The organism is Bogoriella caseilytica, assembly GCF_003752405.1.
GTDB lineage: Bacteria > Actinomycetota > Actinomycetes > Actinomycetales > Actinomycetaceae > Allobogoriella > Allobogoriella caseilytica.
The window spans coordinates 991,342-1,006,119 of sequence record NZ_RKHK01000001.1 but is presented as its reverse complement, the minus strand read 5'-3'; the positions used below and the strand labels follow the sequence as shown (position 1 = coordinate 1,006,119).

Below are 14,778 nucleotides of genomic sequence, written 5' to 3'. Positions count from 1 at the left end.
ACGTGTCCCACGCGAGTAGCCAGAGACCTTCAGGAGAACACCACCATGTCGCACCCCGCCGCTGAGCTCATTGCCCGGTCCAATCGCCTCGGTTCCGATGCGCGGAACACCAACTACGCCGGCGGCAACACCTCCGCGGCCGGCACCGAGACCGATCCGGTCACCGGTCAGGACGTGGAGTTGCTCTGGGTCAAGGGGTCCGGGGGCGATCTCGGCACTTTGCGCCAGGAAGGACTTGCCGTCCTGAGGCTGGACCGCATGCGCGCCCTGGTCGATGTCTACCCCGGGGTGGAGCGCGAGGACGAGATGGTCGAGGCCTTCGACTACTGCCTGCACGGCAAGGGCGGTGCCGCTCCCAGTATCGACACCGCCATGCACGGACTGGTCGACGCCGCGCATGTCGACCACCTGCATCCGGACTCGGGCATCGCCCTCGCCACCGCGGCCGACGGTGCGGCGCTGACTCGCGAGTGCTTCGGTGACCGCGTGGTCTGGGTGCCCTGGCGGCGCCCCGGCTTCCAGCTCGGCCTCGACATCGCGGAGATCAAACAGCAGAACCCTCAGGCGATCGGCTGCGTGCTCGGCGGCCACGGCATCACCGCGTGGGGCGCCACCTCAGCGGAATGCGAGGAGAACTCGCTGATGATCATCCGCACCGCGGAGCAGTTCATCGCCGCCAGAACCGCCGAACTCGAGGCCCAGGGCACCCACCCCTTCGGGCCGATCCGCGACGAGTATGCAGCGTTGCCGGAGGCCGAACGGCGCGCCAAGGCCGCTGCGCTTGCTCCGGTCATCCGGGGGCTGGCCTCCACCGACGCGCCGCAGCTCGGGCACTTCACCGACTCCGAGGTGGTGCTGGACTTCCTCGCCCGAGAGAAGCTCGCCCCACTGGCTGAGCTCGGCACCTCCTGCCCGGATCACTTCCTGCGCACCAAGGTGAAGCCTTTGGTGGTGGACCTACCCGCGGACGCTCCGGTGGAGGAGGTGGTCGCCCGGCTGACCGAGCTGCACCAGGCCTACCGGGAGGACTACGCGGCCTACTACGAGCGCCACGCCACGCCCGACTCGCCCGCCCTGCGTGGCGCCGACCCCGCCATCGTGCTCGTGCCGGGCGTCGGCATGTTCTCCTTCGGGCGCACCAAGCAGACCGCGCGCGTGGCCGGAGAGTTCTACATCAACGCCATCAACGTCATGCGCGGCGCGGAGGCGATCTCCACCTACACCCCCATCGAGGAATCCGAGAAATTCCGTATCGAGTACTGGGCTTTGGAAGAGGCCAAGCTCCAACGGATGCCTCGACCGAAGCCGTTGGCCACCCGGGTGGCGCTGGTGACCGGAGGTGCCTCGGGGATCGGCAAGGCTACGGCGGAGCGTCTCGCCGCGGAAGGTGCCTGCGTGGTCGTCGCCGACCTCGATCTCGGTAAGGCGCAGGCCGTGGCTGAGGAGCTCGGCGGTGCCGACGTCGCGATCGGCGTCCAGACCGATGTGACCAGTGAAGCGCAGGTCCAGGAGGCCATCGCCGCCGCGGCCCTGGCCTTCGGTGGTGTGGACCTCGTGGTCAACAACGCCGGGCTGTCCCTCTCGAAGTCGCTGCTGGAGACCACCGTCAAGGACTGGGACCTCCAGCACGAAGTCATGGCCCGCGGCTCGTTCCTGGTCGCCCGCGAGGCAGCCCGCGTCATGATCGCCCAGGGCCTGGGCGGCGACATCATCTACATCTCCTCGAAGAACTCCGTCTTCGCCGGCCCGAACAACATCGCTTACTCCGCCACCAAGGCCGACCAGGCCCACCAGGTTCGCCTCCTGGCCGCGGAGCTCGGCGAGCACGGCATCCGCGTCAACGGCATCAACCCCGACGGAGTGGTGCGCGGCTCGGGTATCTTCGCCGGCGGCTGGGGCGCACAGCGCGCGAAGGTCTACGGGGTCGATGAGTCCGAACTCGGTCAGTACTACGCCGGGCGGACCCTGCTGAAGAAGGAAGTCCTGCCCGAGCATGTTGCCGCCGCCGTCTTCGCGCTGACCGGCCCCGACCTGGTGCAGACCACCGGGCTGCACGTGCCGGTGGACTCCGGCGTCGCCGCCGCCTTCCTGCGGTAGTGACCGTGAACCGGACCTACCTCTCTGTGGATCTCGGCGCCTCCAGCGGGCGGGTGGTGGCCGGGCACCTCGACGACGGCCGCATGGTCACCGAGGTGATCCACCGCTTCGACAATGTGCCCGTTGCTGTTCGTGAGGGTGGGCGCGAGGTCCTCCACTGGAACGTCCTGCGCCTGTACGAGGGAATCCTGACCGGCGTGCGGCTCGCGGCACGTAGGCGGAATGTGGTCAGCCTCGGCATCGATACCTGGGCCGTGGACTACGGCCTGCTCGACGCCGACGGCGCTCTGCTGGGCAACCCGGTTCACTACCGCGACAGCCGCACCGACGGCGTCGCCGCAGAGGTCTTCACCCACCTGCCTGCGGAGATGCTCTACGAACGCACCGGGTTGCAGTATCAGCCCTTCAACACCATCTTCCAGCTCGCGGCAGCAGCCGGTTCCGCGCAGCTGGCAACAGCCCGCCGCCTCCTGCTCCTGCCCGACCTACTCGGATACTGGCTCACCGGCGTCGCGGTCGCCGAAGCCACCAATGCCTCGACCACGGGGCTCCTCGATGTCGCCGCGCGAGGCTGGTCCGCCGAGATCCTGCTGGCGCTCCGCGGCGCCCTGGGCATGGACCTCGGCCCGCTGCTCCCCCCGGTGGTCGAGCCGGGCACGCAGATCGGAACCGTGGATGTCGCTGGGCTGCCGGAGGTGCCGCTGGTGGCGGTCGGCTCACACGACACCGCCTCTGCCGTGGTCGGGGTGCCGGGCGACGGGGACTTCGCCTACATCTCGTGCGGCACGTGGTCCCTCGTGGGTATCGAGTTGGCGGAGCCCGTGCTGAGCGAGGCAAGCCGGGACGGGAACTTCACCAATGAGCTCGGCGTGGACGGCTCCGTGCGGTACTTGCGCAACGTCATGGGGTTGTGGCTACTGCAGGAGTGTGTGCGGGAATGGGCCGAGGCAGGGGAGGAGATCGACCTCGCCGAACTCCTGGCCCAGTCCGAGGAGGTGACGGCGCTGCGCTGCGTCGTCGACGTCGACGACTCCGCCTTCCTCGCGCCCGGCGGCATGCCGGAGCGGCTGGCGCAGGCGGCCGCCGAGGCCGGCGAGCCCGTACCGCGCACCCGGGCGGAGATGGTGCGCGCCATCCTTGACTCCCTGGCGCTGGCCTACCGTCGTGCCCTGCGCGCCGCCAGCGACCTCGCCGAACGGGAGATCTCCGTGATCCACCTCGTCGGTGGCGGCTCGCGGAACGAACTGCTGTGCCGGCTCACCGCCGAGGCCACGGGTCTGCCGGTGATTGCCGGGCCAGTGGAATCGACCGCCCTGGGCAACCTGCTGGTGCAGGCACGATCGCTGGGCGACCTCGGGGAGGGCGTGGATCTCACTGGGCTGCACCGCCTGGCGCTCGCCTCCGCTCACCAGGAGCTCACGCGCTATGAACCACGGGGCGGCCGGGCCGACTGGGACGCGGCTGAGGCGCGCCTGCGCTGACCTGAGCCCCGGCTCAGGTTGCCGACGTCGTTGTTGAGGGGAACTCAGCAACGACGTCGGCAACCGCGCCGCGATCTGTGATGCGCGCCTTCGCGCCGGCCTCAGCCGGCGATCTCGCTGCGGTCCCCGGACCACAGCGTGTGGAAGGAGCCCTCGCGGTCGGTGCGCCGGTAGGTGTGGGCGCCGAAGAAGTCCCGCTGGGCCTGGATCAGGGCCGCCGGCAAACGCTCGGAGCGCACGCCGTCGTAGTAGGCGAGCGAGGAGGAGAAGGCCGGGGTGGGCACCCCGTTCTGGGCGGCGCCGGCCACCACGCGACGCCAGGCCTCCAGGCCGTCGGAGACCGCGTCGGTGAAGTACGGGTCCGCGAGCAGCAGAGCAAGATCGGGCTCGCGCTCGTAGGCCTCGGTGATCCGGTCCAGGAAGCGGGCGCGGATGATGCAGCCGCCCCGCCAGATCCGCGCCATGGCACCGCGATCGATGTTCCAGTCGTACTCGACCGAGGCGGCCGCGATCTGGTCGAAGCCCTGGGAGTAGGCCACGACCTTCGAGGCGTAGAGCGCGCGGCGGACGTCGTCGATGAAGCCCTCGCGGTCGGTGACCTCCCACGCGGCGGTCTTGGCGGGGAGTGCCCGGCGGCCGGCCTCGCGCTGCGGGAGCGATCCGGAGAGCGATCGTGCGAAGGTGGCCTCGGCGATCCCGGTGATGGGCACGCCGAGGTCGAGGCCGTTCTGCACGGTCCAGCGGCCGGTGCCCTTCTGCTCGGCCTGGTCCTGCACGATGTCGACGAAGGCCTGGCCGGTCTCGGGGTCGGTGTGCGCGAGCACATCGGCGGTGATCTCGATCAGGTAGGACTCCAGGTCACCGGTGTTCCACTCGGCGAAGATCTCCCCGATCTCTGCCGGGGTGGCGCCCAGCCCCTTGCGCAACAGGTCGTAAGCCTCGGCGATCAGCTGCATGTCCGCGTATTCGATGCCGTTGTGCACCATCTTGACGAAGTGCCCCGCACCGTCCGGGCCCACGTGGGTGCAGCAGGGCACGCCGTCGACGTGGGCGGAGATCGACTCGAGCATCGGCCCGAGGCGCTCGTAGGACTCGACCGTGCCGCCGGGCATGATCGAGGGGCCGTTGAGTGCCCCTTCCTCGCCACCGGAGACGCCGCAGCCCACGAAGTGGATCCCCCGTTCGCGCAGCGCGTGCTCGCGGCGGATGGTGTCCGGGAAGTGCGCGTTACCCGTGTCGACGATGATGTCGCCCGGTTCCATGAGTTCGGCGAGCGCGTCGATGACGGCGTCGGTGCCCATGCCGGCCTTGACCATCACGATCGCCACCCGCGGGCGCTCGAGCGAGGCCACGAAGTCCTCGAGCGATTCCGAGGCGACGAAGGTCCCCTCCTCGCCGTGGTCGGCGAGGAACTTCTCGGTGCGCGTGTAGGTGCGGTTGTGCACCGCCACCTTGTGCCCGTGCCGAGCAAGGTTGCGGGCCAGGTTCAGGCCCATCACAGCCAATCCGGTCACGCCTACGTCGGCGAGCTGGCTCATCGAATCCTCCTGAGAGTGCGGTGTATCCGCTCACACCGTACTGCGCAGCGCGGCAGCAGGAGGACTCGGGGTTGCGGGCTGAGACAGGGCCCTGGGCGCTGTTCTGCGACCAGGTTCTGGGCGTGGGTCGAGCGCGATCCCGCCCGGCTGGAATGATGTGCCCCATGGGATCCGGTCAGCAGATGAAGCCGGTGCTGCCCGGCTGGCGGCACGTGTACTCCGGCAAGGTACGTGACCTCTATGTGCCCGATCGTGATGGAGGCCAGGAGGCGCAGGCGGGGGAAGCCGCCGGCTCCACCGACGACGTCGTGCTGGTGGTGGCTTCGGACCGCATCAGCGCCTACGACCACATCCTGAGCACGCCCATCCCGGACAAGGGCCGCATCCTCACCGCACTCTCCCTGTGGTGGTTCGAGCAGCTTGCCGACGTCGTCGCCAACCATGTGGTCTCCACCGAGGTGCCCAGCGCCGTGGCGGGGCGGGCCATGATCTGCCACCGGCTCGACATGCTGCCCATCGAGTGCGTGGCGCGCGGTTACCTCTCCGGTTCGGGGTGGGAGGAGTACCGCCGTACTCAGGCCGTCACCGGCATCCACCTGCCGGCCGGTCTGCGGGAGAGCGACCAGCTTCCGGAACCGATCTTCACCCCGGCCACCAAGGCCGAGATCGGCGAGCATGACGAGAACATCGACCTCGACCAAGCCAAGCGGATCGTGGGGCCCGAGCAGGCGGAGGCCGCACGCGACCTCACTCTGACGGTCTACTCGCGCGCCGCCGCACTGGCCGGTCAGGCCGGCATCATTCTGGCCGACACCAAGTTCGAGTTCGGCGTGCTGCCGCAGGGGGCGGCCGGTGGTCGGGGGAGCGCGGGCGAACAGTCTCCGGGCAGTGCGGGGCTGATCCTGGGAGATGAGGTCCTCACCCCCGACTCCTCACGCTTCTGGCCGGCCGAGGACTGGGAGCCGGGCCGGCCTCAGGCAAGCTACGACAAGCAGTTCGTGCGCGACTGGCTCACCTCGCCCGACGCGAACTGGGACCGCGCCGCGGACGCCCCGCCGCCACCCTTGCCCGCCGAGATCGTCGAGCGCACCCGGGATCGCTACGTGCAGGCCTTCGAACGGCTGACGGGCGAGCAATTCGCCTAGCTCGCCGCGCGCCCTGTGCGGGTGTGGCGCCCAGTAGGATGGCAGCGCCGTCGTTACTAGGGAGCACACGTGGGTTACATCGTCGTCGAGGTCATGCCCAAGCAGGAGATCCTCGATCCCCAAGGCAAGGCCGTGGCCGGAGCGCTGGCGCGCCAAGGCCACCCCTTCACCGATGTGCGGCAGGGCAAGCGCTTCACACTCGCCGTGGACGGTCCTGTTACCGAGGCGCACCTGGCCGCTGCACGCGCCGCTGCGGAGACCACGCTCTCGAACCCGATCATTGAGGACGTCGTGGGCATCCACGCCGTCGAGGAGGACCTCCCGGCCGACTCCGGCGCTGCGATCTCCGCCGAGGTGACTGCGTGAGCAGCCGGATCGGCGTGGTCACTTTCCCCGGTTCGCTGGATGACCGTGACGCCCAGCGCGCGGTGCGTCTGGCCGGTGGCGAACCGGTGGCGCTGTGGCATGCCGACACCGACCTCGCCGGTGTCGAGGCCGTGGTGCTGCCCGGAGGTTTCTCCTACGGCGACTATCTGCGTGCGGGCGCCATCGCCTCGCACTCGCCGATCGTGCGCGAGATCGTCACGGCCGCCGGCCGGGGCCTGCCGGTCCTCGGCATCTGCAATGGCTTCCAGATTCTCTGCGAAGCACACCTGCTGCCGGGGGCGCTCATCCGGAACGACCACCAGCGCTTCCTCTGCCGCGACCAGCAGCTCGAGGTCACCAACGCCGCCACGGCCTGGACCAATCAGTTCGCGCCGGGCCAGCAGATCACCATCCCGCTGAAGAACGGTGAGGGCGGATTCGTGGCCGATGACGCCACGCTGGATCGCCTCGAAGGTGAGGGCCAGGTGGTCTTCCGCTACCTGGGCTCCAACCCCAATGGTTCGCTTCGTGACATCGCCGGCGTCACGAACGAAGCTGGGAACGTCGTCGGGCTGATGCCGCACCCGGAGCACGCCGTGCAGCAGGGTTACGGTCCCGATGTGGCCGGAGCGCCACGCAGTGGCACCGATGGCCTCGGACTCTTCGCCTCAGCGATCCGGAGCCTGGTCAGCGCGTAGCTCAGCCGGGCTCACTCAGCCCGGCTCCGGCCCGGTGGCGGCGGGCAGCTCCGGGTGGTTCGACCACTGCGACCACGAGCCGGGATAGAGCGCGATCCGGGCCGGGTCGTAGCCTGCGGCCGCCATGGCGGCGATCTGATGGGCGGCGGTCACTCCGGAGCCGCAGTAGACCGCGACCGCGTGGCCCTCGACGCCGAGAGCGGCGAAGCGCTGCCGCAGCGTGTCGGCGGACAGGAAACGTCCCGCCTCGTCGAGGTTCTCCGTGGTGGGGGCACTGATCGCGCCAGGGATATGCCCGGCGCGCGGATCGATCGGCTCGGTCTCGCCGCGGTAGCGCTCGCCGGCGCGCGCATCGAGGAGCACACCCTCGCGCGCCGCGGCAGCGACGTCCGCCATGCTCAGCGTGGGCAGGTGGCCGCGCTCACCGTCGGGGCCTCGCTCGACATCAACCACCACATCACCGGGCGGCGGCAGCTCCTCGCCGCTGGCCACATCCAGTCCCGCCGTCTGCCAGGCGTGCAGGCCGCCGTCGAGCAGCCGCACGTCCGTGATCCCGGCCCAGCGCAGCAGCCACCACGCACGCGCCGCGGCCCCGTTGCCCGCGGCGTCGTGCACCACCACCGGTTGGCCGGTGCGCAGTCCCCAGCGCCGTGCGGCGCGCTGCAGTTCCGCGGCGGTCGGCAAGGGGTGCCGACCGCCGGTCGCGTGGCCGTGACCGGCCAGTTCGCTGTCCAGGTCCACGTAGACGGCGCCGGGGATGTGCGCCGCGAGGTACTGCTCATGCCCGTCGCTGCGGCCGAGCTGCCAGCGAACGTCGAGGACCGCCGGGGGCCGCTCACCGTGGAGGAGCTGAGCGAGATCGGCAGGCTGGATGAGGAGGCTCATGCCCGCACCGTAGAGCATGGGCCGCTCGTGCTCAGCCGGGGGTGACCGTCCCGGCGAGATGGATCTTCCCGGAGCGCCGATTCCACGCCACGAAGGAGCCATCGGGGGAGGGGCGGAAACCCACCGTGGCCGGCAGAACGACCGGCTTGCCGAACTGCACGCTCCAGGTGAGGGATTCACCCCGCAGCGCGTTCGGCATCCCGGCCAAGGCCAGTGCGGCGGTGTGCATGCCGTGCGCGATGCGCCGCGGGAAGCCGAAGGCCCGTGCCGCCACCCGCGAGGTGTGGATCGGGTTGCGGTCACCGGAGACCTCGGCGTACCGGGCCGTGTCCTGCGGCCCGAGACGCCAGATGGCGGAGGCCGCCGCCGGCGGTTCGGGGAAGCCCGCCCGCTCCGCGGCCGGTCCAGCCTCCAGGCCCGCCGGGCGTGAGGAGGCTAGGTAGGTCGAGACGCCCCGCCACGCAGGTTGCCCGCTGTCACCGGCGACGCTGACCTCGGTGACCAGGTCGATGGTGACCCCGCGCTTGTGCTCGCGAGGTGACTCCGCCCAGGCCAGCACACTGAGCTCCTCACCCCATCCCAGCCGGCGGCGCTGCTCGACCCGGTTGGCCACGTGCACCATGCCGACGGCGGGTAGCGGGAAATCCGGGCGGGTCATGATCGCCATGGCGGCGGGGAAGGCCAGCGTGTGTACATAGCCGGGTGGCAGCACATCGGTACCGGGCTCACCGACCAGCTGCTGGTAGGCCGTCAGAGTGGCGGCATCGGCGCGTGCCTCGGTGCGGAGCGCCACCTCGGGCAGGCCACCGGTTCGCGGCGGGCGCACGGCGAGCACACCTGCGCGCACTCCGGCCCGGGCATAGAGCCCCCCGAGGGAGGGGAGCTCGGAGACGTGCTTCTCGCGGTATCCGCTGGGCGCCGGCATTACTGCCCCACCATCAGCTGGCCGCACACCCGCACGGTCTGGCCGTTGATCCCGCCGGCCTGCGGTGAGGCCAAGAAGGCGACCGTCTCCGCCACATCCACCGGTTGGCCGCCCTGCTGCAACGAGGAACTCCACCGCGCCACCTGGCGGGGCACCGGCGGGATGGACGCCGTCATCTCGGTCTCGATGAACCCCGGGGCCACCGCATTGGCGGTGCCACCGCGCTGCGCCATCGGCGCGGCCAGGGCGCGGGTCATGCCGATCACCCCCGCCTTCGAGGCGGCGTAGTTGCTCTGCCCGCGATTGCCGGCGATGCCCGAGGTCGAGGCCAGGGAGATGATCCGCGGGGCCGTCCCACCGCCGAGCTCACCGGCGAAGGTGTCGTTCATGCGCAGGGGTGCGGCGATGTTGACCGCCAGCAGCGCGTCGAAGCGATCGGCGGTCATCCGGGCCAGGGTCTTGTCCCGCAGGATCCCCGCGTTGTGCACCACGATGTCGAGGTGGCCGTAGCGGGAGCGAGCGAGCTCGAGGATGCGTTCAGCGGCGTCCGCGGCGGTGATGTCGAGCTGCAGTGCGATGCCGCCCACCCGGTTCATGGTGACCGCCAGCGCTTCACCGGCGGCCGGCACGTCCACTCCGATCACCCGGGCACCATCGCGCGCCAGCACGGCCGCGACCTCGGCGCCGATGCCGCGAGCGGCTCCGGTGACCACAGCCACCGCCCCGCCGAGCGGACGAACCCAGTCCTGCGGCTCACTGCCCGCGGAGGACCCCACCGCGATGAGCTGGCCGTCCACGAAGGCGGAGCGCGCGGACAGCAGGAAACGTAGGCCCCCGCGCACGCTCGGCGCGGTCACCTCCACGCCCTCGGCCAGGACCAGCCCGTTCGCGGTGGTCCCAGAGCGCATCTCCTTGGCGGTGGTCCGCACGAAGCCGTCGACGCCGTGACGTGCGGCCGCCAGCGCCGGTGCTACGCCGTCGGGGGACGGAGCCGGTGCCGGTGCGCTGCGCGAGAGCGTGATGACCCGCGCACTGGAGGCGAGCTGTCGCAGGGTTGAGCCCAGCTCCAGGGCCGGGGCGGACAGCTCCGCAGGGTGGCTGAGGCCGGTGAGCACCAGGATCACCGCGCCCCAGCGTTCGTGCTCCGGCAGGCGCGAGTCGCGGCGGACGTCAAGATCCCAGTCGAGCAGCCCCTCGGCGATCGTGGTCGCCTCCGCCGTCGATCCCTCGTCGGCGAGCACGAGCACCGGTCCGGGCACCAGCGGGGTGTCCACGGATCGTGGATCGGTGCGGCGCAGCTTCGCCGGCCGCGGTAGTCCGAGCTTCTTGGCGACGACGGCCAGTGGGCCGGAGCGGGTCAGGTCCAGGTACTTGTCGCTCACTGGGAACCTCCGGCTTCGAGCAGCATGGTCACGGCCTGGCCGCCGGCGGCACACACCGAGATCAGCCCTCGGGCCGGCTGGCTCGGGCGCAGCTCGGATTCGCCGCGCTCGTGCAGCAACTTGGCGAGCGTGCCCACGATCCGCCCGCCGGTCGCGGCGAAGGGGTGCCCGGCGGCGAGAGAGGAGCCCGTGACATTGAGGCGCTCGCGGTCGACCGACCCGACCGGGCCGTCCAGCCCGAGCCTCGTGCGGCAGAAGTCCTCATCCTCGAGTGCGGCGAGAGTGGTGAGCACGGTGGCGGCGAAGGCCTCATGAATCTCGACGAAGTCGAACTCGGCCAGCGTCATCTCGTTGCGCGCCAGTAGCGCCGGGATGGCGTAGGCACCGCCCATGAGCAGGCCCTCCTCGCCGCTGACGAAGTCGGTGGAGGCCACCTGGGCATCAATCACCCGGGCCAGGACCGGCAGTCCGCGCTCGCCGGCCCATTCCTCGTCCGCGAGCAGCACCGTGGAGGCGCCGTCGGACAGGGGAGTGGAGTTCCCGGCCGTCATGGTCGCTTCGGCGTCCGCGATCTGCTTGCCGAAGACCGGCTTGAGCGTGGCGAGCTTCTCCAGGGAGGTGTCAGGGCGCAGGGACTCGTCGCGATCGAGACCCCGGTAGGGGGTGATCAGGTCGTCGAAGAAGCCGCGCTCGTAGGCCTGGGCCAGCCGGTGGTGCGAGGCGAAGGCGATCTCGTCCTGGGCTTCACGGCTGATGGCCCAGCGCGCCGTGGTCAGTGCCTGGTGCTCACCCATGGTCAAGCCGGTGCGGGGTTCCCCGGTATCCGGTGCCACCGGGGCGAGGTCGGCGGGGCGGATCGAGGACAGCGCGGAGAGCCGCTGTTTGAGCGTCTTGGCGCGCGAGGCCCGCAGGAGCGCCTTGCGGAGGCGGTCGGAGACCACGATCGGGGCGTCGGAGGTGGAGTCGACGCCGCCGCCCACGCCCACCCGGGCCTGGCCGAGGGCGATCTTGTTCGCCACGGTGAGCACCGCCTCCAGGCCGGTGCCGCAAGCGCGTTGGAGATCCACAGCTGGAGTGCGCGGGTCCAGCGCGGAGCCGAGCACCACCTCGCGCGTGAGGTTGAAGTCGCGGGAGTGCTTGAGCACGGCCCCGGCGGCGACCTCGTCGAGGCGTTCCCCGGCCAGGCCGAAGCGGGCCACGAGCCCGTCGAGAGCGGCGGTGAGCATGTCCTTGTTGCCGACAGAGCCATAGGCGCTCCCGGCTTTCCCAAAGGGGATGCGGTTGCCACCGATGATGGCGGCTTGGCGGTGAGTGGAGGCCACGTTGTCGTCCTCTTCGTCGAGTCGGATTGTGCTGCGGGGGGTTCCGTTACCGACGGTACCTGATACCGTCGGTCTATGTTACCCACGGCACAGTCGCCGGCAACGGATGGCCGGACCGCGCGCTGGACCGCCCATCGCGCTAGCCGCCATGCGGAGTTGGTGCGTGCCGCACGGCATGCCATCCACGAACAAGGCCCCGAGGCCTCGATGGCGGAGATCGCCGCCCATGCCGGCATCTCCAAGCCCGTGCTTTACCGCTATTTCCACGACAAGAACGGCCTGCGCGACGCGGTCGGCCGTGCGGTCCTGCGGCGCATGCACGACGGCCTGGAGCAGGCCGCCACCAGTGCGTCCGGCCCGCGGGAGCGCATCGCCGGCATGGTCGAGGTCTATCTGGAGATGGCGAACGCCTCGCCGAACGTCTATGCCTTCGTGGTGCGCGACAGCGAACTCGGCAGTTTCGTCGGCGAGGTAGTCGATCTCGTGATCGACGCCGTCCGGCCCGCCTTGCCCGATGAGGATTCCAGCCTGGACGAACGCCTGCGGCCCTGGGCGGCCGGCGTGGTCGGGCTGGTCCGCGGGGCGGTGGAGGAGTGGCTGAACCATCCCGGCGCGCTCCAGCGTGAGGACGTGGCCGGGCAACTGACCACCTGGCTGTGGGACGGCGCCGCTGGCCTCCTACGCCGGGCCCGCAATGGCGCTGGCCTCGAAGAGAACCGGAGTGAATGATGGCCGCAACACCCGTAAGTCACCAGAACCAGTCCCCCGCCTCCACCGCCGTGCCGAGCCCGGATCAGGCCGCGAAGCCGGTCAGCGCGGCGAGCCCGGCGCCCGCCCGCTCCGAGCGCCGCGATGGCGCCGCGCCCCGCATCGATGTCACGGCGCTGAACCGGCTGCTGGACGGGCGATGGGCGCACTTCCGCCGCGATTCGCGCGATCTCGCCTGCGACGAGGGCATGCGCAAGATCGAAGGGCTCCCGGCCTCCGAGCATCGCGACCGCGTCTTCCGTCAGCTCGGTGAGCTGGTCGAGCGGGGGCGCCCGCACCTGGCCTTCCCCGTCGAGTTCGGTGGTGGGGAGGATCCGGGCGGCAACCTCGCGACCTTCGAGGAACTCGTCGTCGCCGACCCGTCCCTGCAGATCAAGGCCGGCGTGCAGTGGGGGCTCTTCGGTGCGGCGATCCTGCACTTGGGCACCGAGGAGCACCACCGCCAGTGGCTGCCCGGAGCCATGGACCTGAGCGTGCCGGGCTGCTTCGCCATGACAGAGATCGGCCACGGCTCCGACGTCGCCTCGGTCCTGACGACGGCGACCTACGACGCCGAGACCGAGTCCTTCGTCATCAACACCCCCGTGCGGGCCGCGCGGAAGGAGTACATCGGTAACGCCGGCCAGCACGGCCTGGCTGCGGTGGTCTTCGCGCAGCTCATCAGCCGGGGCGTCGGGCACGGTGTGCACGCCTTCTACGTACCGATCCGCGAGCACGATGAGGATGGCGAGCTGCGCTTCCTGCCCGGGATCGGCGGGGAGGACGACGGGCACAAGGGTGGGCTCAACGGGGTGGACAACGGCCGGCTGTGGTTCGACCACGTGCGCGTGCCGCGGACCCACCTGCTCGACCGCTACGGCCACGTCGAACCCGACGGCAGCTACACCTCGCCCATCGAGAGCCCGGGGCGCCGCTTCTTCACCATGCTCTCCACCCTGGTGCAAGGCCGGGTCTCCCTCTCCGGGGCGGCAGTGGTCTCGGCGAAGATGGCGCTCGCCATCGCCGTGCGCTACGGCACCGAGCGGCGCCAGTTCACCGCTGAGGATCCCAAGAGTGAACGCGTGTTGCTCGACTATCCCCGACATCAGCGGCGCCTGCTCCCGCTCCTCGCACGGACCTACGCCGCAGCCTTCGCGCAGAACGAGCTGCTCGAGCGCTTCGACGGGGTCTTCTCCGGGCAGCACGACACTGACGAGGACCGTCAGGACCTCGAAACGCTCGCCGCTGCCGCGAAGCCGGTGAACACCTGGCTGGCCCTGGACGTGCTGCAGGAGGCGCGCGAGGCCTGTGGCGGCGCGGGCTATATTGCGGAGAACCGCCTGACCGGACTGCGTCAGGACATGGACGTCTACGCCACCTTCGAGGGTGACAACACCGTGTTGCTGCAGCTGGTGGGCAAGCGCCTGCTCACCGACTACGGGCGTGAAATGGCTCAGGTGGACGTCGCCGGCGCGGTGCGCTGGGTGGCCGACCGCGCTGCGGACATGACCATGCACCGCACCCCGCTGCGCCGCGCAGCCCAGAGCATCCGCGACTCCGGATCCAAGGCGCGCTCGGCCGGGCATCTGCGCGAGGCCGACACCCAGCGGGAGCTGCTCGAGGACCGGGTCGAGACCATGGTCGAAGAGGTGGCACTCGCCCTGCGCCCGGCACGCAAGGCGCCGCCCGCCGAGGCCGCAGCGATCTTCGATGCCCACCAGCACCGGTTGATCGAGGCGGCGCGGGCCCACGCCGAACTCCTGCAATGGGAGGCCTTCACCGCGGCGCTCCGCGAGGTGCGCGACCCGGGCACGCGCGAGGTGCTCACCACCGTGCGGGACCTCTTCGGGCTCACCCTCATCGAGAAGGACCTGGCCTGGTACCTGATCCACGGGCGCATCTCCGGCCACCGCGCACGCACTGTCACCAGCTACGTCGAGCGTTTGCTGGCGCGTCTGCGGCCGCACGCCCGGGATCTGGTGGACGCCTTCGGCTATCGCGAGGAGCACCTGCGCGCGCAGATCGCCACCGGCGTGGAAGGGGAGCGCCAGGAGGAGGCCCGTGCCTACCTGCGGCGCCGCCGCGCCACGGGTGAGGAGCCGGTGGACGAGAAGTCGCTGAAGCAGGCCAAGGACTGAGCGGGCGGGGTAGCCCGGAGCGCTGGGCCCTCATCGGCGCCCTGGGTCGCGCTC

The 14,778-nt window shown here is 70.6% G+C and carries 12 protein-coding genes; 7 read left to right on the top strand and 5 right to left on the bottom strand.

Annotation, left to right across the window (positions count from 1 at the left end; genetic code table 11):
* Positions 1 to 45: 45 nt before the first annotated feature.
* The gene (locus tag EDD31_RS04535) at positions 46 to 2,097 is read left to right on the top strand and encodes a bifunctional aldolase/short-chain dehydrogenase (protein WP_123303105.1); all 2,052 of its coding nucleotides are present in this window, start codon (positions 46 to 48) and stop codon (positions 2,095 to 2,097) included.
* Positions 2,097 to 3,578: a rhamnulokinase gene (locus tag EDD31_RS04530; RefSeq protein ID WP_245990892.1), complete on the top strand. Its 1,482-nt coding sequence runs from the start codon at positions 2,097 to 2,099 to the stop codon at positions 3,576 to 3,578. Before EDD31_RS04535 ends, EDD31_RS04530 begins: the two co-directional genes overlap by 1 nt.
* Positions 3,579 to 3,679: 101 nt before the next feature.
* Here EDD31_RS04530 and gndA read toward each other — a convergent pair whose 3' ends face one another.
* The gene (gndA, locus tag EDD31_RS04525; protein ID WP_123303104.1) at positions 3,680 to 5,116 is read right to left on the bottom strand and encodes an NADP-dependent phosphogluconate dehydrogenase; all 1,437 of its coding nucleotides are present in this window, start codon (positions 5,114 to 5,116) and stop codon (positions 3,680 to 3,682) included.
* A gap of 164 nt (positions 5,117 to 5,280) precedes the next feature.
* On the opposite strand from gndA, the gene EDD31_RS04520 reads away from it, so the two are divergent.
* From EDD31_RS04520 to purQ, 3 genes are all read left to right on the top strand, one after another.
* Complete coding sequence (locus EDD31_RS04520) at positions 5,281 to 6,261, top strand: phosphoribosylaminoimidazolesuccinocarboxamide synthase (RefSeq protein ID WP_211336053.1); 981 nt, start codon at positions 5,281 to 5,283, stop codon at positions 6,259 to 6,261.
* A 69-nt stretch (positions 6,262 to 6,330) separates the two neighbouring features.
* Entirely contained in the window at positions 6,331 to 6,627 is a 297-nt protein-coding gene (locus tag EDD31_RS04515; protein WP_123303102.1) for a phosphoribosylformylglycinamidine synthase subunit PurS, read from the top strand.
* Positions 6,624 to 7,325, top strand: coding sequence for a phosphoribosylformylglycinamidine synthase subunit PurQ (purQ, locus tag EDD31_RS04510; RefSeq protein ID WP_123303101.1), 702 nt, complete (start codon positions 6,624 to 6,626; stop codon positions 7,323 to 7,325). Before EDD31_RS04515 ends, purQ begins: the two co-directional genes overlap by 4 nt.
* A gap of 15 nt (positions 7,326 to 7,340) precedes the next feature.
* Here purQ and EDD31_RS04505 read toward each other — a convergent pair whose 3' ends face one another.
* From EDD31_RS04505 to EDD31_RS04490, 4 genes are read right to left on the bottom strand one after another with little or no spacing between them, the layout of a single operon-like run.
* A complete protein-coding gene (locus EDD31_RS04505) occupies positions 7,341 to 8,210 on the bottom strand; it encodes a sulfurtransferase (protein WP_123305131.1) in 870 nt (289 codons plus the stop codon).
* Between the two features lie 31 nt (positions 8,211 to 8,241).
* Positions 8,242 to 9,135: a MaoC family dehydratase gene (locus EDD31_RS04500; RefSeq protein ID WP_123303100.1), complete on the bottom strand. Its 894-nt coding sequence runs from the start codon at positions 9,133 to 9,135 to the stop codon at positions 8,242 to 8,244.
* Entirely contained in the window at positions 9,135 to 10,517 is a 1,383-nt protein-coding gene (locus EDD31_RS04495) for a 3-oxoacyl-ACP reductase (protein WP_123303099.1), read from the bottom strand. The genes EDD31_RS04500 and EDD31_RS04495 overlap by 1 nt, the downstream gene beginning before the upstream one ends.
* The gene (locus EDD31_RS04490; RefSeq protein ID WP_245990890.1) at positions 10,514 to 11,839 is read right to left on the bottom strand and encodes an acetyl-CoA C-acetyltransferase; all 1,326 of its coding nucleotides are present in this window, start codon (positions 11,837 to 11,839) and stop codon (positions 10,514 to 10,516) included. The genes EDD31_RS04495 and EDD31_RS04490 overlap by 4 nt, the downstream gene beginning before the upstream one ends.
* A gap of 75 nt (positions 11,840 to 11,914) precedes the next feature.
* On the opposite strand from EDD31_RS04490, the gene EDD31_RS04485 reads away from it, so the two are divergent.
* Positions 11,915 to 12,568: a TetR/AcrR family transcriptional regulator gene (locus tag EDD31_RS04485; protein ID WP_123303097.1), complete on the top strand. Its 654-nt coding sequence runs from the start codon at positions 11,915 to 11,917 to the stop codon at positions 12,566 to 12,568.
* Positions 12,568 to 14,724, top strand: a complete 2,157-nt coding sequence (locus tag EDD31_RS04480) for an acyl-CoA dehydrogenase family protein (protein ID WP_123303096.1) — start codon at positions 12,568 to 12,570, stop codon at positions 14,722 to 14,724. Before EDD31_RS04485 ends, EDD31_RS04480 begins: the two co-directional genes overlap by 1 nt.
* The last annotated feature ends 54 nt before the right edge of the window (positions 14,725 to 14,778 follow it).

Coding starts and splice junctions, on each gene's coding strand:
- EDD31_RS04535 (WP_123303105.1), top strand. CDS start 46: ATGTCGCACCCCGCCGCTGAGCTCATTGCCCGGTCCAATCGCCTCGGT.
- gndA (WP_123303104.1), bottom strand. CDS start 5,116: ATGAGCCAGCTCGCCGACGTAGGCGTGACCGGATTGGCTGTGATGGGC.
- EDD31_RS04520 (WP_211336053.1), top strand. CDS start 5,281: ATGGGATCCGGTCAGCAGATGAAGCCGGTGCTGCCCGGCTGGCGGCAC.
- EDD31_RS04505 (WP_123305131.1), bottom strand. CDS start 8,210: ATGAGCCTCCTCATCCAGCCTGCCGATCTCGCTCAGCTCCTCCACGGT.
- EDD31_RS04500 (WP_123303100.1), bottom strand. CDS start 9,135: ATGCCGGCGCCCAGCGGATACCGCGAGAAGCACGTCTCCGAGCTCCCC.
- EDD31_RS04485 (WP_123303097.1), top strand. CDS start 11,915: ATGTTACCCACGGCACAGTCGCCGGCAACGGATGGCCGGACCGCGCGC.
- EDD31_RS04480 (WP_123303096.1), top strand. CDS start 12,568: ATGGCCGCAACACCCGTAAGTCACCAGAACCAGTCCCCCGCCTCCACC.